The sequence below is a fragment of the Enterobacter sp. 296B2 genome (assembly GCF_034106185.1).
Taxonomy (GTDB): Bacteria; Pseudomonadota; Gammaproteobacteria; order Enterobacterales; family Enterobacteriaceae; genus Enterobacter; species Enterobacter cloacae_N.
The window spans coordinates 65,575-85,997 of the sequence record NZ_JAWNCA010000012.1 but is presented as its reverse complement, the minus strand read 5'-3'; the positions used below and the strand labels follow the sequence as shown (position 1 = coordinate 85,997).

Genomic DNA, 20,423 nt, shown 5'->3' with positions numbered 1-20,423 from the left:
CTGCCGGAAGTGATGTCAGCGGAAACCCCTCTTTTCAAAAAAGGAATTGTTATGTCTTTACGCCATCTGTGCTCGCCACGCCTGAGTACGTCTCTGCTGTCTGCCGCTTTACTGTTTGCCGGAACCTTCCAGGCGCATGCCGCCGAAGAGATGCTGCGTAAAGCGGTGGGTAAAGGTGCCTATGAAATGGCGGTCAGCCAGCAGGAGAACGCCCTGTGGGTTGCGACGTCGCAAAGCCGTAAACTCGACAAGGGTGGCGTTATCTACCGCCTCGATCCTGCCACGCTGGAGGTGACGCAGGCCATTCACAGCGATCTCAAACCGTTTGGCGCCACCCTCGACGGCGCGACGCAAACCCTGTGGCTGGGTAACACGATCAACGGCGCGGTGACGGCCATTGATGCGAAAACGGGCGACGTGAAAGGGCGTCTGGTGCTTGATAGCCGTCAGCGCAGTGAAACCGTCAAGCCGCTGCAGCCGCGCCAGTTGGTGGCAGATGATGCGAGCAACACGATTTACATCACCGGTGTCGGCAAAGAGAGCGTGATTTGGGTCGTGGATGGCGCAACGCTGAAGCTGAAAGAGACCATTGCCAATACCGGCACATACAGCACCGGTCTGGCGCTGGATGCTAAAGCGAAACGCCTGTATACCACCAATGCTGACGGCGAACTCGTCACCATTGATACCGCCACCAATAAAATCCTGAGCCGTAAAAAAGTGCAGGACGACGGTAAAGAGCACTTCTACCTGAACCTGAGCCTCGACACCGCCGGCCAGCGCGCGTTCCTGACCGATTCAAAACAACCGGAAGTGCTGGTGGTGAGCCTGAAAGACGGCAGTGTGATCGAGAAAATCGCCGCGCCGGAGTCCCTGGCGGTCCTGTTTAACCCGGCTCGCAATGAAGCCTACGTGACGCATCGTGAGGCCGGTAAAGTGAGCGTGATTGACGCGAAAACCTACAAAGTAACGAAAACGTTCGATGCGCCGGTCTACCCGAACAGCCTGGCGCTATCGGCGGATGGCAAAACGCTCTACGTGACGGTGAAGCAGAAATCTACCCGTCAGCAGGAAGCGACCCAGCCTGACGACGTGGTGCGTATCGCGCTGTGATATAAAAAAGGGAAGGCAGATGCCTTCCCTTTTTAATGCTTAATTGGTGCTTAACGCGAGGTCTCTTCCACCAGCGGCGCGTCGTGTTTTTCATCATCTGGATGAACCGGCGCGGTGCTGTGAATTTCGTGAACGCGCTTACGCACGCCAAACCAGCCAGCGATCAGCAGCACGGCCAGCAGCGGGATGGTGGCGATGGTGTAGGTACCGTTCGGGTAGTCGAACGCCATCAGAACCAGCACGCTGAACAGGAAGAGCAGGGTGAGCCAGGAGGTCACCGGGGCGCCCGGCAGCTTAAAGCTGACGTCAGCGGCTTTGCCTTCTTTAATGGCTTTACGCAGACGCATCTGGCAGACCACGATGAAGCCCCAGGAGGCGATAATCCCGAGTGCGGCCACGTTCAGCACGATCTCGAAGACCTGAGACGGCACCAGGTAGTTCAGGAACACCCCGAAGACGTACACCACCAGCGTAGCCAGAATGCCGGCGTACGGTACGTGCTGCTTGCTCATTTTCGACATGAACTTCGGCGCGGAACCGCCCATGGACATGGAGCGCAGGATACGTCCTGTAGAGTAAAGGCCGGAGTTCAGGCTGGAGAGCGCCGCCGTCAGCACAACGATGTTCATGATGCTGCCCACGTAAGGCACGCCGAGCTTAGAGAAGAAGGTCACAAACGGGCTCTGACCGGCCTGATAGGCGTTCCACGGCAGCAGCAGAACCAGCAGCACCACGGAACCGACGTAGAACAGACCGATACGCCAGATCACGCTGTTAATGGCTTTTGGCACCATGGTTTGCGGGTCTTTACATTCACCCGCTGCGGTACCGACCAGCTCGATAGACGCAAAGGCAAACACCACGCCCTGAACCAGAACCAGCGCAGGCAGCAGGCCGTGCGGGAAGAATCCGCCGTTATCGGTTATCAGGTGGAAACCGGTGGCATTGCCATCCAGCGGCTTGCCGCTGCCGAGGAAGACCGTACCGACCACCAGGAAAATCACAATGGCGAGCACTTTTACCAGCGCAAACCAGAACTCCATCTCGGCGAACCACTTCACGCCGATCATGTTCATGGTGCCGACAATGGCCAGCGCGCCAAGGGCAAAGACCCACTGCGGCACGTCACCGAACGCGCCCCAGTAGTGCATATACAGCGCAACAGCGGTGATATCAACAATACCGGTCATCGCCCAGTTGACGAAGTACATCCAGCCGGCAACGTAGGCCGCTTTTTCACCGAGGAATTCTCGGGCGTAAGAGACGAAGCTTCCGCTGGAGGGGCGATGCAGTACCAGTTCACCCAGCGCGCGAAGAATGAAGAAGGAGAAGATCCCGCACACCAGATAAACCAGTGCGAGAGCCGGGCCCGCCATCTGCAGACGTGCGCCAGCACCTAAAAACAGACCCGTACCGATAGCGCCGCCGATGGCGATCATTTGAACCTGACGGTTGCCCATCGCTTTGTGGTAGCCCTCTTCGTGGGAGTTCAACCAGCGACGTTTCGCAGCATGATGATCGGCTGCGCTTTTATTGCTTGTTTTCATTGAGTTACCTGTTTGCCTGTCTGAACCATTATCGTGATAGTCCTGCCTGGCAGAAAGCAATACAAACGATTGCTTCTGCGCAAACACATGCCGCCTTCCCAGTCATTCTGCGTATGGATAAGGCGAAACATGGCGAGGCATCCTACCTGCAATTCATAAGCGACGCAAAATATAACCGTGCCGAAAGTGATGCACGTCGAAGGAAATCGTGTGGTCAGAGCAGACAAGGATTACAACGCGCTGAATCGTGGTGAGTTTTTAGACAAAACAAACAGTGAAGTGCTGCTTTAATCATCAGAAACCCTTAATAATTACGTTGAGGTAGAGCGCCAGGAGGTGGCGCTTCGCTGGCGTTTCATTAACAAAACTAAAACGATATGATGCGATCCCTTTTCTTCAGCACGATCGGGCGGAACGGTGAAAATCAATATTATCGGTACCAGCGGAAGTGGAAAAAGTACGCTTGCCAGACGCATCGCGACGGAGCTGTCGCTCCCGTATATTGAGATGGACAGGTTGTACTGGCGCCCTGACTGGCAGGGCACACCGGATGAAGTGCTGCTAAATACGCTGGCGGATACGCTCGCTGCCACGCCCGGCTGGGTGCTTGACGGCAACTACAATCGCACGCGCCCGGTGAAGTGGCGTGATGTAGATGTGGTCGTGTGGGTGGACATCGGGTTTACCCGTACGCTCTGGCAGGCGGTCACGCGCGCGTTCACACGCGCATGGCACCAGCAGGAGCTTTGGCCCGGCACCGGAAACCGTGAAAGCTTTCGCCGCTCATTTTTCAGCCGGGAGTCCATCATCATCTGGACAATTAAAACCTGGCGCAGCAACCGCGAACGCTACGAAGCCGACATGAAAAACCCGCAGTACAGCCATATCAAGTTTGTCCGAATCACCCGTCGTCAGGAGGCGGATGCGCTGATTTCATCGCTGAAATCACACCCTTAGCAGGGTCATGTATATCTGATTTCCGGCAAACCAAATGTAAATTAATTGTTTCTCTGTGGTGAAATACGCCTTTAATAATGTCGACATGTTAAGTCAAACGAGAACGCAACATGTCATGGCGAATCAGCATTCTTGACAAAAGCCCCATCGCTGAAAACGAAACGGCAGCCGATGCACTGGCGCGCACCCTGACGCTGGCGCAGCAGGCAGAAAGTCTGGGCTATCACCGCTTCTGGATTGCCGAGCATCACAACACGCCACACCTTGCCAGCCCCTCGCCGGAACTGCTGATTGCCTGGATCCTTGGGCAAACCACGCGCATCCGCGTCGGTTCCGGCGGCGTGATGCTCCAGCACTACAGCCCCTATAAGGTAGCCGAGAATTTCAACCTGCTGGCCGCGCTGGCGCCCGGTCGCGTGGATCTCGGCGTCGGAAAAGCCCCCGGCGGGCTACCGCTCTCGACCCGCGTGCTGCAGCAGGGTCTGCATCAACAGGAAAAAGGCAGCTTTGCCGAACAGCTGGCCCAGCTCGATCGCTGGATCCGTCCTGAACGTCAGTCTGCCGATGAAGCCGTTCGCGCCACGCCGCTGCCACCGGTTCCTGCTCAGGGCTTTTTGCTGGGCGCCAGCATCGAAAGCGCTCTGCTTGCCGCCTCGCTCAACTGGCACTTCGTCTTTGCCGCACATCTCAACGGTGACCCGGAACTGCTGCGCGACGTGGTAACGACCTGGCGTAAGAACAGCGCGCGGGAGGTGATTGTGGCGGTACAGGCGATTGTTGCGCCGACGCAGGCCGAGGCAGACGCGCTGGCGCAAAAGGTCGAAGTGTGGGGCGTTGAGCTGGAAAATGGCCAGCGTGTCACCGTGGCCAGCGAAGAGCAGGCCTACGCCTTTGCGCGTCAGGCGGGAAGCGAGCCGGTTCGCATTGCCCGTCGGGCCCAGTCGCTGCTGGCGGGCACGGCTGAGTCGGTGCTGGAGCAGCTCAACGCGCTGCACCAGCTGTGGGGCATTGACGAATTCATCATCGACACGCCTGTCGCGGAGGGGGCAACGCGCGTCGCGTCGCTGCGTCTGCTTGCCGAGGCGCGTCTTAACAGGGAGGTCACCGTATGAGCTTTAGCGAACAGCTGATAGCCTGGCGCCGCGAGCTGCACCAGAACCCTGAGCTGTCCGGTCAGGAAGTGGAAACCACGGCACGCCTGCGCCAGTGGCTGACGAATGCCGGGATTACCCCACAACCTTACGACCTGTCGACCGGGCTGGTGGCGGAAATCGGCTCGGGCAACAAACTGATTGCGCTGCGGGCAGATATTGATGCTCTGCCGATTGAGGAGCGCAGCGGCGTGCCGTTTAGCTCGCAGCGTGCAGGCGTGATGCACGCCTGCGGACACGATATCCATACCAGCGTGATCCTCGGCGCCGCGTTAAAGCTAAAAGAGCGTGAAGCCTCGCTCAACGGCCGGGTGCGTATCCTCTTCCAGCCTGCCGAAGAGAACTTTGGCGGGGCGAAGAGCATGGTGCGGGCCGGTGCCCTGCGTGACGTCAGCGCGATTTTCGGCATGCACAATGAGCCCGGCCTGCCGGTCGGTGAGTTCGCCACCCGCGGCGGACCGTTCTATGCCAACGTGGACCGCTTCGTGATCCGCATCACCGGCAAAGGCGCACACGCCGCGCGCCCGCACGAAGGCAACGACGCCATTGTGCTGGCGAGCCAGCTTGTAACGGCGCTACAAAGCGTCGCCAGCCGCAACGTCAATACGCTGGATTCAGTGGTGCTGAGCGTGACGCGCATTGCTGGCGGCAATACCTGGAACGTGCTGCCGGAAAGCGTCGAGCTTGAAGGCACGCTGCGCACCCACCGCACGGAGGTGCAGCAGAACGTGAAGGCCCGCGTGGGCGAAATCGCCGCCGGGTTTGCCAGCGCCTTCAGCGCACAGATTGATATTACCTGGTATGCCGGACCCACCGCGCTGGTGAACGACGAGCGCTGGGCCGATTTTGCCACCTCGGTTGCCCGCGAGGCGGGGTACGAAACCCGGCACGCGGAACTGCATATGGGCGGAGAAGATTTCGCGGTTTATCTGCAGTCTATTCCCGGGGCGTTTGTCAGCATCGGCAGTAATAGCCCGTTTGGTTTACACCATCCGGCATTTAATCCGGACGAAGCATTAATTGAGCCCGCTGCCCGCTATTTTGCACAGCTTGCGGAAAAAGCGCTGCAACACGTTTAATTCTGGACAGGTAAATATGTCTGCACATCGTCAACTGCGGCTCGGGACCATTTTGCATGGTGCGTCCGGAAATATGTCTGCCTGGCGTCACCCTGAGGCCGTCGCCGATGCCAGTATTAATTTTAATTTCGTAAAAGAAACGGCATTAAAAGCGGAGGAGGGCAAACTCGATTTTTTGTTCGTTGCCGACGGCCTCTATATAAATGAGAAATCTATTCCGCACTTTTTAAACCGCTTTGAACCGTTAACGGTACTCTCCGCGCTGGCAAGCATCACTTCACGCCTGGGGCTGGTGGGAACCTTATCCACATCCTACAGCGAACCCTTTACCACGGCGCGCCAGTTCGCCAGCCTCGATCACCTGAGCAACGGCCGAGCGGGCTGGAACGTGGTGACTTCCCCGCTGGAAGGGTCAGCAAAGAACTTTTCCCGCGAAAAACACCCCGAGCATGCGCTGCGCTACCGCATTGCCGATGAGTATCTCGACGTGGTGAAAGGGCTGTGGGATTCCTGGGAGGGCGACGCCTTTGTGCGCAATAAAGAGAGCGGTCAATTCTTTGATTCGGCAAAATTGCATACCCTGGATCACCACGGGGATTTCTTCCAGGTCGCCGGGCCGCTGAATATTGGTCGTACGCCACAAGGGCGACCGATTGTCTTTCAGGCGGGCGCGTCGGACGACGGTAAAAAACTGGCGGCGAAACATGCTGACGCCATTTTTACCCATCACGAAACCTTAGAAGAAGCGAAAGCGTTTTATCGCGACGTGAAGCAGCAGCTGGAAACGAACGGCCGCCGCGCGTCAGATCTACATATTTTCCAGGGCGTCAGCGTGATAGTGGGGAAAGATGCCGATGACGTGGAAAACCAGTATCAAACCACGGCGGCGCTGGTATCGATTAACGATGCCCTCAACTACCTCGGACGCTATTTTGAACATCACGATTTCAGCCAGTATCCGCTTGACGAGCCGTTCCCGGATATCGGCGACTTAGGCAAAAACAGCTTCCGCAGCACTACCGATGAAATTAAGCGTAATGCCCGCGAGCGCAGCTTAACCCTGCGTCAGGTGGCGCTTGAAGCCGCTTCGCCGCGCCCGCGCTTTTCCGGCACGCCGGAGGAGGTGGCTGACGGTTTGCAGGCCTGGTTTGAAGGTTATGCCGCAGACGGCTTCATCATTCAGGGCGGTACGCCGGACACCTTCCCGCGCTTTGTTGACCAGGTTGTACCTGTTCTGCAGGCTCGCGGCCTGTTCCGTACTGACTACCCAGGCACCACGCTGCGCGAAAGCCTCGGCTTAGACCAACCAAAAAACCAGTTCACACAACAATAAAAGAGAACACCGCTATGCAGAAAACAACGGTTATTCTGGCGCTCGCGCTGGCCTTTACCCCTGCTGTCTGGGCAGAGAATGTGAATATTAACGGCACCGGCGTGAGCATCGAGGCCAACAAAACGCCGATCAACACCGCCAAAAACAGCGAGGCGGTGGCGCAGCTCCCGAAAGATTATCGCTTTGCCGTGCCGGGGAAATTTACCGTGGCGGTGGCAGGCCTTAATCAACCGCCGCTGACGGTATTTTCCGACGACAACAAAACGCTGCTCGGCAGCGAGGTTGACGTCGCCCGTCTGGTGGCCGACAGCCTCGGGCTGGAGCTGAACGTGGTGCCGACCTCGTGGGAAGACTGGCCGCTGGGGGTGGCATCGGGGAAATACGATGCGGCCATCAGCAACATTACCGTCACCAAAGCGCGCAAAGAGAAGTTTGATTTTGCCACCTACCGTAAGGATTCCCTCGGTTTCTACGTGAAATCGACCAGCCCGATCAAATCGCTTCAGAAAGCGGAGGACATTGCCGGGCTGCGGATTATCGTCGGTTCCGGCACCAACCAGGAGGCCATCCTGCTGGCGTGGAATGCCGAAAACCTGAAGAAGGGACTGAAGCCCTTTACCCCGATCTACACCAAAGACGACGCGGCACAAACGCTGGCGCTGCAGTCCGGGCGCGCGGATGCCTACTTTGGCCCGAACGTGATTGGTGCCTGGAAAGCGGCACTGAACGGGAAAACCAAACTGGTGGGTAGCGTCGACGGCGGCTGGCCGAAGGCGGCGCACATCGCGGTGACGCTGAAAAAAGGCAGCGGGCTGGTTGAGCCGGTGCAAACCGCGCTGAACGGCGTCATCAAAACGGCGATTACGACAAAGTGCTCAACCGCTGGGGGGAAGGCGTTGAGCGCATTCCTCAGTCAGAAGTCAACCCGGCTGGCCTGGGCGATTAAGGAGGCGCTATGAGTGAACGATTTCGTGACGTGTCGCCGGAAGATGCCGAGCTTCAGCCCATCATCGAGGGGCTGTTCGGTGAATATGCCGCCCGCTACGGGGACTACTTCTCTAAAGACGCGGAAGTGGAACTCACCGAGTGGTACTTAGCGCCGCAGGGGCTGTTTATCGTCCTGGAGCGCGACGGGAAGATTATCGCCACCGGCGCGTACAAGCCCTTCGACGAACGCACCGCGGAAATCAAACGCATCTGGACGGACAAAACCCTGCGCCAGCAGGGACTTGCCGGGCGCGTGGTGCAGGAGCTGGAGCGCAGGGCGGTGCTGGCAGGGTACAGCCAGATCTATCTGACAACCGGTTTTCGCCAGCCGGAAGCGGTCAGGCTTTATCTTAGCCAGGGCTATCAGCCGCAGTTCGATCTGAACCGGGATCCGGAAGAGTACAGCCAGCCGCCCTTTGACGGTCGGCTGCGCTTCACTAAAACGCTGGTACGCGAAGCGTTCAGTAAAACCGCATGAGGAACGACGATGAGCAACGTTGAAACCATTAAGGTGGTCCCGGCGCGTTATCCGCTGCGGGCCGTCGGCGCCGCGGTGGCGCTGTTTGTCCTGGCCGTCGTGATTCAGTCCGTGGCCTTTAACCCGCGCTGGGAGTGGGCGGTGTTCGCCCGCTGGTTCTTTGACCCGGTGATCCTCGAAGGCGTAGGGCAGACCCTGCTCCTGACGCTGATCGGCACCGCGCTGAGCGTGGTGATTGGCGGCATGCTGGCTCTGGCGAGACTGTCCTCGTCATGGCTGTTGAGCAGCCTGGCGTGGGCCTACATCTGGCTGTTTCGCTCGCTGCCGCTGATCGTGGTGCTGATCATCCTGTACAACTTTTCCTATCTCTACGACACGCTCTCTCTCGGCGTGCCGTTCACCGGCATCACCTGGGGCAGCTTTGAGACCATTAACGTGCTGGGGCAGTTCTCCACCGCCGTGGTGGGGCTGACGCTGGTGCAGAGCGCCTATACCGCCGAGATCATTCGCGGGGGATTCCTCGGGGTCGATCACGGCCAGTATGAAGCCGCCGCCGCGCTGGGTCTCCCGGCCTGGCGCCGCACGGTGCGGATCATTTTACCTCAGGCGCTGCGCACAATACTGCCGTCGGGATTCAATGAAATCATCAGCCTCGCCAAGGGCACGGCGATGGTGTACGTCCTGGCGATGCCGGAGCTGTTCTATACCATCCAGATGATCTACAACCGCACGCAGGAGGTGATCCCGCTGCTGATGGTCGGGGCTGCCTGGTACCTGGTCATTACCACCGTCTTGTCCGCAATTCAGTATGTTGTCGAGCGCGGTCTGGCACGCAGCGAACGCCGCTCCGCCGTGAATCAGAACCGCGACACCCGCCGCGCCCGTTCCGTGACCACCACGCCAGCACAGGAGCCCGTCCATGCAAGCCTCTCCTGAAGGACATATCTCGATCACCGGCGTCAGCAAGTTTTTTGGCCGCCATAAGGCGCTCGACAACGTTTCGCTTGAGATCCCTCCCGGGTCAGTAACGGTGATCCTCGGGCCGTCCGGGTCGGGCAAATCGACGCTGCTGCGCACCATTAACCACCTGGAGCGCGTCGACGAAGGTTTTATCCAGATAGACGGGGATTACATCGGCTACCGTCGTCAGGGCGATAAACTCTATGAGCTGAAGGAGAAGGAGATCCTCAGGCAGCGCGTCAACGTGGGCTACGTGTTCCAGAACTTCAATCTCTTCCCGCATCTTACGGTGCTGGAAAACCTGATAGAGGCGCCCATCGCGCATAAAAAGCTCGGCAAAAAAGAGGCGGTGGAAAGGGCGTACAGCCTGCTGGACGTGGTTGGGCTGCGGGATAAAGCTGATGCCTGGTCACGCCATCTTTCCGGTGGTCAGCAGCAGCGTATCGCCATTGCCCGCGCGCTGGCACTGCGTCCCCGCGTGATGCTGTTTGACGAGCCCACCTCGGCGCTCGACCCTGAACTGGTCGGCGAAGTGCTGGACGTGATCAAAAAGCTCGTCCGTTCTGGCACCACGCTGGTGGTGGTCACCCATGAGATCGGCTTTGCCCGTGAAGTGGCGGACCAGGTGGTGTTTATGGTTGACGGGAAAATTGTTGAGCAGGGGAGCAGCGACGAGGTGTTGAACCGCCCGTCGCACCCGCGAACGCGCCAGTTCCTCTCGAAAGTCTTATAAGGAGTGCCAATGAAATATGGGCTTCTGGCGGGGCTGATCTTCACAACGGCGAGCCACGCCAGCATTGATCTGAAAGCCAACGAGCAGCCGCTGCCGGTGACGGTGGATCCGCAGGCCGTGGCGAAAATCCCCGCCAATTACAAATTCGTTGAGCCGGGTACGCTGACGGTCGCCATCTCGATGCTGAATTCTCCGCCGCTGGCGCTGCTGGCCAGCGATAACCGTACGCGCATCGGCAGCGATCCGGATATGGCCCGCCTGCTGGCGGGCAGCCTGAGGCTAAAGCTGAAGCTTGTGCCCACGGCGTGGGAAGACTGGCCGCTGGGGATTGCCTCCGGGCGCTACGACGTGGCGCTGGTGAACATTGCGGTGACCGAGCAGCGTAAAGAGAAGTTTGATTTTGCGACCTACCGCGTCGATTCTCTGGCGTTTTCGGTGAAATCCACAAGCGAGATCCAGTCAATCAAAAGCGCGGAAGATCTGGCCGGGAAAAAGGTGATTGTCGGCTCCGGCACGAATCAGGAGCGCATTCTGCTGGGCTGGAACGAAGAGAACAAAAAGGCGGGGCGGACGCCCGCGCTGCCGGTTTATCTCCACGACGATGCCTCGGGCAATCTCTATATCCAGTCCGGCAGAGCGGATGTGTTCTTTGGCCCTCAGTCGGTTTCAGCTTACAAAGCAGCGCTTACGGGCAAAACCCGCGTGGTCGGTTTAGGGCCAAAAAAAGCCTATGTTGCGACCACCACCAAAAAAGGTAATGAGCTGGTGTACGCGCTGCAGGCCGCGCTTGACGGCGCGATTAAGCGGGGAGATTACCAGAAGGTGCTGGCGCGCTGGGGCGAACAGGGGGAAGCGGTGACGCAGTCGGAGGTCAACCCGCCTGGGATAACCTACTAATGGTGCTCTATACCCAAAATAATTCGAGTTGCAGGAAGGCGGCAAGGGAACGAATCCCCGGGAGCGTACATAAGTACGTGACTGGGGTGAGTGAGTGCAGCCAACGCACCTGCAACTTGAAGTATAACGGGTATACACTTAGGGTTTTCATCCCGCAGGGGGCAACATGATTAAACTCTATGGCGTACCCGGCTGGGGCTCGGCGATCGGTGAAGCGATGCTCACCCTGGCTGATATCCCTTATCAGTTTGTGAACGTGGACGGGTTTGACCAGCCCGGCCCGCAGCGCGAGCTGCTGCAAAAGCTCAACCCGCTGTGTCAGGTGCCAACGCTGGCGCTGGAAAATGGCGCCATCATGACCGAAACTGCGGCAATTGCCCTGATGGTGCTCGACAGATGTCCCGATCTTTCTCCACCCGTGGGGCAGGCCGAACGTCAGCAGTTTCAGCGTCTGCTCATCTGGTTTGTGGCCAACGTCTATCCCACGTTTACGTATGCAGACTATCCCGAACGCTGGGTGCCGGATGCGCCGGAACAGCTGCAGAAAAACTGCATCGAATACCGGAAATCCCTCTACTTGTGGTTTGAAAGCCAGCTTAAGGCTACCCCGTTTGCGCTGGGGGAACGGCTGACGCTGCTGGACGTATATATTGCGGTGGCGCGCACCTGGGGGCCTCGGCATGACTGGTTTGCGGCAAACACACCCAGGTTTACGGCGATTGCGGATACGGTGTGTCAACTGCCGGAACTGCACAAGGTGTTAAAGGCCAACAACATAATCTGATAACGTGGAAGGCTCACACATAACAGGAAGCCTGCATATGCCACACGTAGATATCAAATGTTTTCCCCGCGATTTTAACGACGAGCAAAAAACCGCGCTGGCGGCAGATATCGCCGAGGTGATTATTCGCCATTTCAACAGCAAAGACAGTTCGGTATCGGTGGCGTTGAACCAGGTGAACCAGGAAGACTGGAAAGCCCAGGTCTGGGATACCGAAATAGGGCCGAAGCTGGACGAGTTAATTAAGAAGCCTGGGTATTCAATGTAATTTTTGGGGCCGGGTAGCGTCGTCTTACCCGGCTTCTCCTGACTCTCACACCCTCATTTCGCAAAAAACGATAAACGTGAGTTTTATCCGATCCGTTACACTTAACGTTTCTGACTGACATTTAATAAATCCTTAGGAAAGATCGACAACAGAATCAATTAAGGACAGCAACGTTAAAGGATAATTTTCTCATGACAAAATTACCCCGGTTTTCACCTGCCTTTTTCCACCCTCGATACTGGCTAAGCTGGACAGGCATCGCCGCGCTGTGGCTCATCATGCTGCTCCCTTATCCGCTACTGTTCAGAATCGGTCATGGCCTTGGTCGGCTGGCGATGCGCTTACTTCCTCGCCGCGTCGAGATTGCCCGCCGAAACCTGGAGCTTTGCTTTCCGCAGATGAAAGCAGAAGAGCGTGAATCTTTGCTGCAGCGTAATTTTGAATCCGTGGGGATGGGGGTAATCGAAACCGGCATGGCGTGGTTCTGGCCTGCATGGCGGGTGCGGAAATGCTTTACCGTGACGGGTTACGAGCACATGGAAAAAGCCAGGGCGCAGGGAAAGGGCGTGGTGCTGGTCGGGATGCATTTTCTGACGCTTGAGCTGGGCGCGCGGATATTTGGCATGCTCAACCCCGGTATTGGGGTGTATCGCCCTAACAATAATGCGCTCCTGGACTGGCTACAGACGCGCGGGCGTTTGCGCGCCAATAAAACCATGCTCGATCGCCATGATTTAAAGGGCATGATCCGCTCGCTGAAACAGAATGAGATTTTGTGGTACGCCCCGGATCATGACTATGGCAAAGCCAACAGCGTGTTTGCGCCGTTTTTTGCGGTTCCGGATGCCGCCACGACCGCTGGAAGCTATATGCTGGTCAAAAGCGCGAAACCTGCCGTGATTCCGTTCGTGCCGCGCCGCAGGGCGGACGGTACAGGATACGAGCTGATTATTCTGGAGGATATCAGCGAGGCGTTACAGGGCAGCGACAAAGTCGCCGTGGCGACGCAGATGAACAGGGCGATTGAGCGCGCCGTGCTGATGGCACCTGAACAATATATGTGGCTGCACCGTCGCTTCAAAACGCGTCCTGAAGGCGTACCTGACCGGTATGCCCGCCGGAAACAGACGGCAACACGTGGTGATCTTCTCTCCGCCAGCGATTTTTCTGACCACTCGGGCGTTCAGCACTAAAAGCGTGCCGTTTGCGCAGAGCGCCACGCTGCAGAAGGTTTGGATTAGGTAACCTGACAGGGGAAGCAGGGGGCACACCGCCCGGCTTACCCCTCTGTTGACGGCACAATCTGAACCTGGCTTCGCATGACCTCATGACCCTGCGCATTCACATACCCAATGCGCACCGGTTCACCACTCGCTTTATCCACCAGCGTGATATGCGGTGCGGTGTGTAAAACATGCAGGTGTCCCCACTCCATCAGAGATAGCAGCACCGGGGCAAGAGCGCGGCTTTTGTCGGTAAGCTGGTATTCATACCGTTCCCGCGCTCCTTCTTCCCGGTAAGGTCTTCGGGAAAGCAACCCCAGCTCCGTCATCAACTTTAAGCGCGTTGCTAACGTCTGCTTAGTGATGCCGGTATGGTTGCGCATGGTCTCGAAGCGAGTGATGCCGTAAAAAGCCTCCCTCAAAATCAGCAAAATCCATTGATCGCCAATGATTTTTGCCCCTTCTGCGAGCCCGCACAGTTCGGGTGAGAGGTAAGGCAATGATTTATCTTTTGACACAGGGTGTTTTCCTTTCTAATCTGAGTATGATTTTTAGACCTTGATTATAGGGAGAATACAATGCCATTTGTGAATGTACAAACGATTAAAGGGATCATGAACGCCGAGCAAAAAAGTGAATTGCTGCGCCGAATGACGGACTTAATGGTGGAAATCGAGGGGAAAGGGGATCCGGCATTCCGGAATTCGGTCTGGATCCGTATTGATGAACACGAGCCGGAGCAATGGAGCCTGGGGGGATTACAGCCTACTGCTGAAATGATTGCGAAGAAATTCGCGTCGACGCAGTCGTCCTGATAGGTTCGGGAGGCACATATTCCTCCCGGCGATAAGAGGTTTAATGAGCACGTAAAAGGATGTCCATCAGCCCCGGAAAGCGGGCATCCAGATCCTCTCTTCGCAATGAAATCATATTTTCTCGTCCCTGCGGACGCTGCCAGATGACCCCGCTGTCGCGTAGAACGCGCCAGTGATGGGTCATCGTGGACTTCACCACGTCGTCCGGGCGCAGCGCGTTACAGCTGAGTTCACTGCCATCGGCCAGCCGGCGGATAATCGACAGCCGGAGCGGGTTGCCGAGGGCAAACAGCACATTTTCCAGCAGTATTTGTTCAGTTTCAGGGTGGTTTGGGATCATCGTTTTCCTGCGTTTGGCGTCAGATTGAGCTATATCAACAATAGGTCAACCGTTAAAAAATAGTTCGATAATACTCGTACAATAGGACTATTATAGCAAACGAACGAATGCACGACCATCCCGGTCGTCACAGACAAGTCATGAGACTTAAGGAAATATCATGCCCCGACCCATCCCTCTCGAACGTTATCGCAACATCGGTATCTCCGCGCATATCGATGCCGGTAAAACCACCACCACTGAGCGCATTCTGTTTTATACCGGGATGAGCCACAAGCTGGGTGAAGTACACGATGGCGCGGCAACCACTGACTGGATGGCGCAGGAGCAGGAGCGCGGGATCACGATTACCTCCGCGGCGGTCAGCTGCTTCTGGCCGGGTATGGACAGAGGGTTTGAACCGCACCGGATCAACATCATCGACACCCCGGGACACGTGGACTTCACCATTGAAGTGGAGCGTTCTATGCGCGTGCTCGACGGTGCCGTGATGGTGTATGACTCCGTGGGCGGCGTGCAGCCGCAGTCGGAAACCGTCTGGCGTCAGGCCAATAAATATCACGTTCCGCGACTGGCCTTCGTCAACAAAATGGACCGTCCGGGCGCCGATTTCTTCCGCGTCGTGCAGATGATGCAGGAACGCCTGAAGGCCAATCCGGTGCCGATTGTCATTCCGGTGGGTGCCGAAGACCATTTCACAGGCGTGGTGGACCTCATCAAGATGCGCACCATTCTGTGGGACGATGCGACGCAGGGCATGGTATTTACCTATGCGCCCGTGCCGGATGATTTAGTCAGCACCGCCAGAGAATGGCGGGAGAAAATGGTCTCTGCTGCGGCGGAAGCCAGCGACGATCTGATGGATAAATACCTGGAGACGGGCGATCTCGATGAAGCGGAAATCATCAGGGGACTGCGTATTCGCACCATCTCGGGCGAAATCCAGCCGATGCTGTGCGGCAGCGCATTCAAGAATAAAGGCGTACAGCGCATGCTCGATGCGGTGATTGAGCTGATGCCGTCGCCGCTGGACGTGCCTGCCATTGACGGCGTGGATGAAAAAGGGCAGCACGCGGAGCGTCACCCGAGCGATGATGAGCCGTTCTCGGCCCTGGCGTTCAAGCTGATGAGCGACCCGTACGTCGGGCAACTGACCTTTATCCGCGTGTATTCTGGCGTGCTACGCAAAGGCGACGCGGTGTATAACCCGGTGAAAGGGAAGAAAGAGCGCATCGGTCGTATCGTGCTGATGCATGCCAACGATCGCCATGAGGTGGACGAACTGCGCGCGGGCGATATCGCAGCATGCGTTGGGCTGAAGGACGTGACCACCGGAGATACGCTCACCGATCCGAACGCCGTCATCACGCTTGAGCGCATGGAGTTCCCGGACCCGGTTATCTCGCTGGCGATCGAGCCGAAAACCAAGGGCGATCAGGAGAAAATGGGGATCGCGCTCCAGCGTCTGGCGGCGGAAGATCCGTCGTTTCGCCTGCACACTGACGAAGAGTCCGGTCAGACGATTATCTCCGGGATGGGCGAGTTACACCTTGAGATCATCGTCGACCGCATGAAGCGTGAGTTTGGCGTCGAGGCGAATATTGGTCGTCCGCAGGTGACGTACCGCGAAACCCTGCGCAAGGCGGTGAAGGATATCGAAGGCAAATTTGTCCGGCAGTCCGGTGGTAAAGGGCAGTACGGCCATGTGGTCCTGAGCCTGGAGCCGCTGGAGCCCGGAAGTGGTTTTAAATTTGAAGATGCCACCAAGGGCGGTGTGGTGCCGCGCGAGTATATCCCGTCCGTTGAGAAGGGGCTGCGGGAGGCGATGAACAGCGGCGTGCTGGCGGGCTATCCGGTTGTCGACGTCAAAGCGACGCTGACGTTTGGCTCGTACCACGACGTCGACTCCTCGGAGATGGCGTTTCGCATGGCGGCAATCCTCGGCTTTAAAGAGGGCGCCCGCAGAGCGGATCCGGTGATCCTTGAGCCGATCATGCACGTGGAGGTGGAAACACCGGAAGAGTACGCCGGGAACATCATGGGCGATCTCTCTTCCCGCCGCGGCATGGTGCAGGGGATGGCCGAGCAGTACGGAAGCCAGATTATTCGCGCTGACGTACCGCTGGCAGAGATGTTTGGTTACGCCACCACGCTGCGCTCGATGTCCCAGGGGCGCGCGACGTATACGATGGAGTTCCATCATTTTGCGGAAGCACCGCGGAATGTTGCGGATGAGATTATTTCACGGCGTGCGAAGAGTTAATTAATTGCACATGGTAGTCGTTTGGCTACCATGTGTTTTTTTCATTGTATAAAGTTTTTAATATCAGCTTGTTACTTAATCAGCGTCGCCGAGCGAACTTTCCATTTCCCTTTTTCCTGAACGAGACAATCTGCTACCACGTGATCGTGTTTCTTTCCAAACGCGACATAGACGTTTGTACAAACGGCGTCAAAATCAGAGTGCAGGACGGTTATCTGATTCCAGTCCTCATCCCAATCCTGCGATTTGATGAACATATCCGCGTCGGGCATATCTTTTTCGTTACTGTCGCCTGAATACAATTCTTTTATTGCTGCAATTGTCCCTGAGGCAACGTATTCATTCATAATGTCTGGATTGAGTACGGGCGGTTTGTTCTGCTCTAACTGCGCGATATACCATTGATTGAATTTAAGCGCCGTCTGGCCCGGTGAAGAGATGCTATCTGCTATCGCGAATGGAGACAGGGTGAAAAGTAAAAAGAAGAGTGGCTTCATTAGTCATGCCTGAACAGTTCGTAATGAGGTTGTATGTTGCGGTAAGCCTGCCCTGGGTACATGGTGCGTTGAACAAAATCGCTGATCCACTGCTGACCATCGTATATGCAAACGTGACCGCTATCATGACCCACTATATTCTGAATAACCGCCACGTCCCCTGCATGAGGTTGATCGTATATCAGGCGGAAGCCAGCATTGACCAATGTGCGCCCCATGTCTTTTGCCAGACGCGTATTGGGGATTTTTAATCTTCCACCCGTTCTGATCGCTTCGGTGACGTAGTGAGCACAATACCCCGTGCTCTTCGGTTGGGCGTGTGATTTAGCATATAAGATTGCGCCATCTTTATTCCATGTCATTGATATTTCCTTAACGCGAGAGTGCTAATGCAGCAACTCTGGAAATATCCTCCGTTTTACAACGCAATAGTAAACATAAAATGCCATAGAAATTTACTATAATTCAGTAGGATATAATTTAGGAAATCAATCCAGCGCCTTCACCATTTTCCCGCTCGCCACAAACGTCCCCGCCCCAAGATGGTGCAGGGTATTCAGCTTATCCCCGTCAAACTGCCAGCGCCCGGCGACAAACGCGCGGTCATCGGCCGCCGCGGAAACCACTTCGCCAAACAGCGTATCGTATTTCTCTGCCGCGGAAGTGGCGGGTAATAACCGGCACTCCATCCACGCCAGACATTTTTCTTCAATGACCGGCAGGCCAAGTTCAGGACCGTTCACGACCGGGATCCCGTAGCAGTTGAATTTGTCCTCGTCGCGCCCGCTGACGCTACCGACCGCGTATGTCCAGTTGGCCGCCGCCACGCCGGGGATGACGATGCCAAACTTTCCGCTGCGCTCGATCAGCTCGCGTGACCAGGTGCTTTTATCCACAACGATCGCGATACGCGGCGGTTCAAACTCAACGGGCATTGACCATGCGGCGGCCATTACGTTGCGTCTGTCGAGGGTTTCATCCCGACTGGTGATAAGCACGGTGGGGCCGTGGTTGAGCAGGCGGCTGGCATGACGTAATTCAACAGGGCGAAAATGGCTCATAGGGTCTCCTCATCTACACCGATGAGTATGGCGAAAAAGCACGTAAATCAAAGTGACTGTGTAAAATTAGTTTATAAACAGAACATCACAATCAAAGGAAACTGATGTATGTCCCCATTTCTAACCGCCTATTTCGACCGCATCGGCTGGGCGCAACCGACACGGGTGGATATCGATACCCTGCGCGCGCTGCATTTACACCACAACTGTGCAATCCCTTTTGAGAATATTGATGTTGTTCTGCCGCGCGAAATCCACCTTGAAGATCAATGTCTGGTGGACAAGCTGGTGACGGCGCGACGCGGGGGATATTGCTTTGAGCAAAACGGTCTTTTTGAGCGCGTCTTGCGTGAAGTCGGGTTTACCGTGCGCAGCGTGCTGGGGCGGGTCGTGCTGGCAAATCCGCCGCAAATGCCGCCGCGCACGCATCGCCTGCTGCTGGTCGAGCTGAACGGCGAGCGCTGGATTGCCGACGTGGGGTTTGGCGGACAGACGCTGACGGCGCCGATTCGTCTGCTTGCCAACGAGGAGCAAGAGACCCCGCACGGGCTGTACCGTCTGCTGAGCGAGGGCAACGACTGGGTGCTGCAGTTCCGCCACCACGAACACTGGCAGTCGATGTACCATTTTGACCTGACGATGCAATATTTCAGCGATTACGTGATGGGAAACTTCTGGTCGGCGCACTGGCCGCAGTCCCATTTCCGTCATCATCTGTTGATGTGTCGCCACCTGCCGGACGGCGGCAAGCTGACGCTGACCAACTTCAACTTCACCCACTGGCAGAACGGGCACGTGGAGGAGCAGATCCATTTACCGGATGCCGGGGCGCTGTATCAGCTGATGCAGGAGCGCTTCGGGCTGGGCGTTGACGATCCGAAGCACGGTTTTTCACTGGCGGAGTTAACGGCGGTGATGGCAGGGTTCGAAACTCACGGGAAATAGCCTCCTCGCTATCGGCCGCGAAACTCGCGCCGATAGCGAGATGGCGAGGTGTTAAGCAGCTTGTGAAAGTGACGGCGTAAGGACGTTGTTGAGGGAAAACCGACACGCTCGGCAATGTCATCCACAGGCTGGTCGGTTTTTTCGAGATAGCGTTGTGCGACGATAATGCGCTGGTTTAGCAGCCAGCGCGAAAAACTCTCACCGGTGGTTTGCTGAAAACGCCGGGTAAAGCTGCGACGGCTCATGCAGGCCTTTTCCGCCACGCAGTCCAGCGTGAGCGCAAGCTGGAGGTTTTTCGTCGCCCAGGCTAGCGCGTCGGTAAAGTTATCTCCACAACGCGTGTTCTGAACCGGCAGTTCTACGTATTGACGTTGTCCACCCTGGCGATGGGGCGGCACCACCAGCAACCGCGCTACGCTATTTGCCACTTCCGCACCCCAGGCCTTACGCACCAGATGCAGGCAACAGTCGATACTGGCCGCCGTGCCCGCAGAAGTGACAACGTCACCATTATCGATATAAAGAACGTCTTTATCCATTTGCACAGAGGGATAGAGACGCTGAAAATCAGCCGCCCATCGCCAGTGCGTCGTCGCAGGGCGATGTTCCAGTAACCCGGCGGCGGCAACCACAAACGCGCCCATACACAAACCCACAATACGCGAACCCGCGGCATGTGCTTTTTGCAGGGCTTGCAGGAGATCGGGGGCCGGGGCATGCTCGGGACTGTCCCAGCTTGGGACGATCACCATATCCATTCCGGCCAGCTCATCAAGCCCACGCTCGACAACGATAGAGAATCCGGCATTGGTTTTAAGCGCGCCGGGCATGGTGGCGCAAACGACCAACTGACAAAGGGGCTCGCCTTGTGGCGTTAGCGCTTTCTCAAATACGGCATAGGGCACCGAAAGGTGAAAAGGGATAATGCCATCAAATACCACAATACCAATTTTAAGCGTCATAAAAGCCTCCATGTGCCAGCCAGTATAGAA

Annotated in this window: 21 protein-coding genes and 1 pseudogene; 15 read left to right on the top strand and 7 right to left on the bottom strand. The window is 56.8% G+C overall.

Features of this window, described 5'->3' with window-relative positions:
• Positions 1 to 51: 51 nt before the first annotated feature.
• A complete protein-coding gene (locus URZ40_RS11380) occupies positions 52 to 1,113 on the top strand; it encodes a YncE family protein (RefSeq protein ID WP_320720562.1) in 1,062 nt (353 codons plus the stop codon).
• Positions 1,114 to 1,163: 50 nt separating this feature from the next.
• On the opposite strand, the gene ansP is transcribed toward URZ40_RS11380, so the two are convergent.
• A complete protein-coding gene (gene ansP, locus URZ40_RS11375) occupies positions 1,164 to 2,660 on the bottom strand; it encodes an L-asparagine permease (RefSeq protein ID WP_032640809.1) in 1,497 nt (498 codons plus the stop codon).
• A gap of 417 nt (positions 2,661 to 3,077) precedes the next feature.
• Between ansP and URZ40_RS11370 the strand changes: the two genes are divergently transcribed.
• From URZ40_RS11370 to URZ40_RS11320, 11 genes and pseudogenes are all read left to right on the top strand, one after another.
• Positions 3,078 to 3,617 (top strand): AAA family ATPase, encoded by a 540-nt coding sequence (locus URZ40_RS11370; RefSeq protein WP_116339645.1) that lies wholly within the window; start codon positions 3,078 to 3,080, stop codon positions 3,615 to 3,617.
• 110 nt (positions 3,618 to 3,727) lie between these two features.
• Entirely contained in the window at positions 3,728 to 4,729 is a 1,002-nt protein-coding gene (locus tag URZ40_RS11365) for an LLM class flavin-dependent oxidoreductase (RefSeq protein WP_192982109.1), read from the top strand.
• Positions 4,726 to 5,847: an amidohydrolase gene (locus URZ40_RS11360; RefSeq protein ID WP_116339649.1), complete on the top strand. Its 1,122-nt coding sequence runs from the start codon at positions 4,726 to 4,728 to the stop codon at positions 5,845 to 5,847. Before URZ40_RS11365 ends, URZ40_RS11360 begins: the two co-directional genes overlap by 4 nt.
• 16 nt (positions 5,848 to 5,863) lie before the next feature.
• Positions 5,864 to 8,126, top strand: a pseudogene (locus URZ40_RS11355) (NtaA/DmoA family FMN-dependent monooxygenase).
• Positions 8,127 to 8,135: 9 nt separating this feature from the next.
• Positions 8,136 to 8,645, top strand: a complete 510-nt coding sequence (locus URZ40_RS11350; RefSeq protein WP_008501765.1) for a GNAT family N-acetyltransferase — start codon at positions 8,136 to 8,138, stop codon at positions 8,643 to 8,645.
• A gap of 9 nt (positions 8,646 to 8,654) precedes the next feature.
• Positions 8,655 to 9,581 (top strand): amino acid ABC transporter permease, encoded by a 927-nt coding sequence (locus URZ40_RS11345; protein ID WP_116339655.1) that lies wholly within the window; start codon positions 8,655 to 8,657, stop codon positions 9,579 to 9,581.
• On the top strand, positions 9,565 to 10,338 hold the full coding sequence (locus URZ40_RS11340) for an amino acid ABC transporter ATP-binding protein (protein WP_320720561.1): 774 nt from the start codon (positions 9,565 to 9,567) through the stop codon (positions 10,336 to 10,338). The genes URZ40_RS11345 and URZ40_RS11340 overlap by 17 nt, the downstream gene beginning before the upstream one ends.
• Before the next feature lie 9 nt (positions 10,339 to 10,347).
• Positions 10,348 to 11,235: a transporter substrate-binding domain-containing protein gene (locus tag URZ40_RS11335; protein WP_320720560.1), complete on the top strand. Its 888-nt coding sequence runs from the start codon at positions 10,348 to 10,350 to the stop codon at positions 11,233 to 11,235.
• Between the two features lie 166 nt (positions 11,236 to 11,401).
• Complete coding sequence (locus URZ40_RS11330; protein ID WP_320720559.1) at positions 11,402 to 12,019, top strand: glutathione S-transferase family protein; 618 nt, start codon at positions 11,402 to 11,404, stop codon at positions 12,017 to 12,019.
• Positions 12,020 to 12,056: 37 nt separating this feature from the next.
• The gene (gene pptA, locus URZ40_RS11325) at positions 12,057 to 12,287 is read left to right on the top strand and encodes a tautomerase PptA (protein WP_316379223.1); all 231 of its coding nucleotides are present in this window, start codon (positions 12,057 to 12,059) and stop codon (positions 12,285 to 12,287) included.
• A gap of 191 nt (positions 12,288 to 12,478) precedes the next feature.
• The gene (locus URZ40_RS11320) at positions 12,479 to 13,480 is read left to right on the top strand and encodes a Kdo(2)-lipid IV(A) acyltransferase (protein ID WP_320720558.1); all 1,002 of its coding nucleotides are present in this window, start codon (positions 12,479 to 12,481) and stop codon (positions 13,478 to 13,480) included.
• A gap of 86 nt (positions 13,481 to 13,566) precedes the next feature.
• Here the strand turns inward: URZ40_RS11320 and URZ40_RS11315 are convergent, their stop codons facing one another.
• Positions 13,567 to 14,028, bottom strand: coding sequence for a helix-turn-helix domain-containing protein (locus URZ40_RS11315; RefSeq protein WP_320720557.1), 462 nt, complete (start codon positions 14,026 to 14,028; stop codon positions 13,567 to 13,569).
• Between the two features lie 60 nt (positions 14,029 to 14,088).
• Here URZ40_RS11315 and URZ40_RS11310 point away from each other — a divergent pair, with 60 nt between their 5' ends.
• Entirely contained in the window at positions 14,089 to 14,325 is a 237-nt protein-coding gene (locus URZ40_RS11310) for a tautomerase family protein (protein ID WP_316379220.1), read from the top strand.
• Positions 14,326 to 14,365: 40 nt separating this feature from the next.
• On the opposite strand, the gene URZ40_RS11305 is transcribed toward URZ40_RS11310, so the two are convergent.
• Entirely contained in the window at positions 14,366 to 14,665 is a 300-nt protein-coding gene (locus URZ40_RS11305) for a helix-turn-helix transcriptional regulator (RefSeq protein ID WP_116339669.1), read from the bottom strand.
• Positions 14,666 to 14,825: 160 nt separating this feature from the next.
• On the opposite strand from URZ40_RS11305, the gene fusA reads away from it, so the two are divergent.
• Positions 14,826 to 16,928 carry an elongation factor G gene (gene fusA / locus URZ40_RS11300; RefSeq protein ID WP_320720556.1) on the top strand — a complete coding sequence of 701 codons (2,103 nt, stop codon included), beginning with the start codon at positions 14,826 to 14,828 and terminating at the stop codon, positions 16,926 to 16,928.
• A gap of 71 nt (positions 16,929 to 16,999) precedes the next feature.
• Here fusA and URZ40_RS11295 read toward each other — a convergent pair whose 3' ends face one another.
• The 3 genes from URZ40_RS11295 to URZ40_RS11285 form a co-directional block, all read right to left on the bottom strand.
• Positions 17,000 to 17,425 (bottom strand): DUF3828 domain-containing protein, encoded by a 426-nt coding sequence (locus URZ40_RS11295; RefSeq protein ID WP_316379217.1) that lies wholly within the window; start codon positions 17,423 to 17,425, stop codon positions 17,000 to 17,002.
• Positions 17,425 to 17,787 (bottom strand): CHAP domain-containing protein, encoded by a 363-nt coding sequence (locus tag URZ40_RS11290; RefSeq protein ID WP_316379216.1) that lies wholly within the window; start codon positions 17,785 to 17,787, stop codon positions 17,425 to 17,427. Before URZ40_RS11290 ends, URZ40_RS11295 begins: the two co-directional genes overlap by 1 nt.
• Before the next feature lie 126 nt (positions 17,788 to 17,913).
• Positions 17,914 to 18,486 carry a flavin reductase family protein gene (locus tag URZ40_RS11285; RefSeq protein ID WP_316379215.1) on the bottom strand — a complete coding sequence of 191 codons (573 nt, stop codon included), beginning with the start codon at positions 18,484 to 18,486 and terminating at the stop codon, positions 17,914 to 17,916.
• 108 nt (positions 18,487 to 18,594) lie between these two features.
• Between URZ40_RS11285 and nhoA the strand changes: the two genes are divergently transcribed.
• Positions 18,595 to 19,431 carry an N-hydroxyarylamine O-acetyltransferase gene (nhoA, locus tag URZ40_RS11280; RefSeq protein WP_320720555.1) on the top strand — a complete coding sequence of 279 codons (837 nt, stop codon included), beginning with the start codon at positions 18,595 to 18,597 and terminating at the stop codon, positions 19,429 to 19,431.
• 8 nt (positions 19,432 to 19,439) lie between these two features.
• On the opposite strand, the gene URZ40_RS11275 is transcribed toward nhoA, so the two are convergent.
• The gene (locus tag URZ40_RS11275) at positions 19,440 to 20,393 is read right to left on the bottom strand and encodes a helix-turn-helix domain-containing protein (RefSeq protein ID WP_320720554.1); all 954 of its coding nucleotides are present in this window, start codon (positions 20,391 to 20,393) and stop codon (positions 19,440 to 19,442) included.
• Between the last annotated feature and the right edge of the window lie 30 nt (positions 20,394 to 20,423).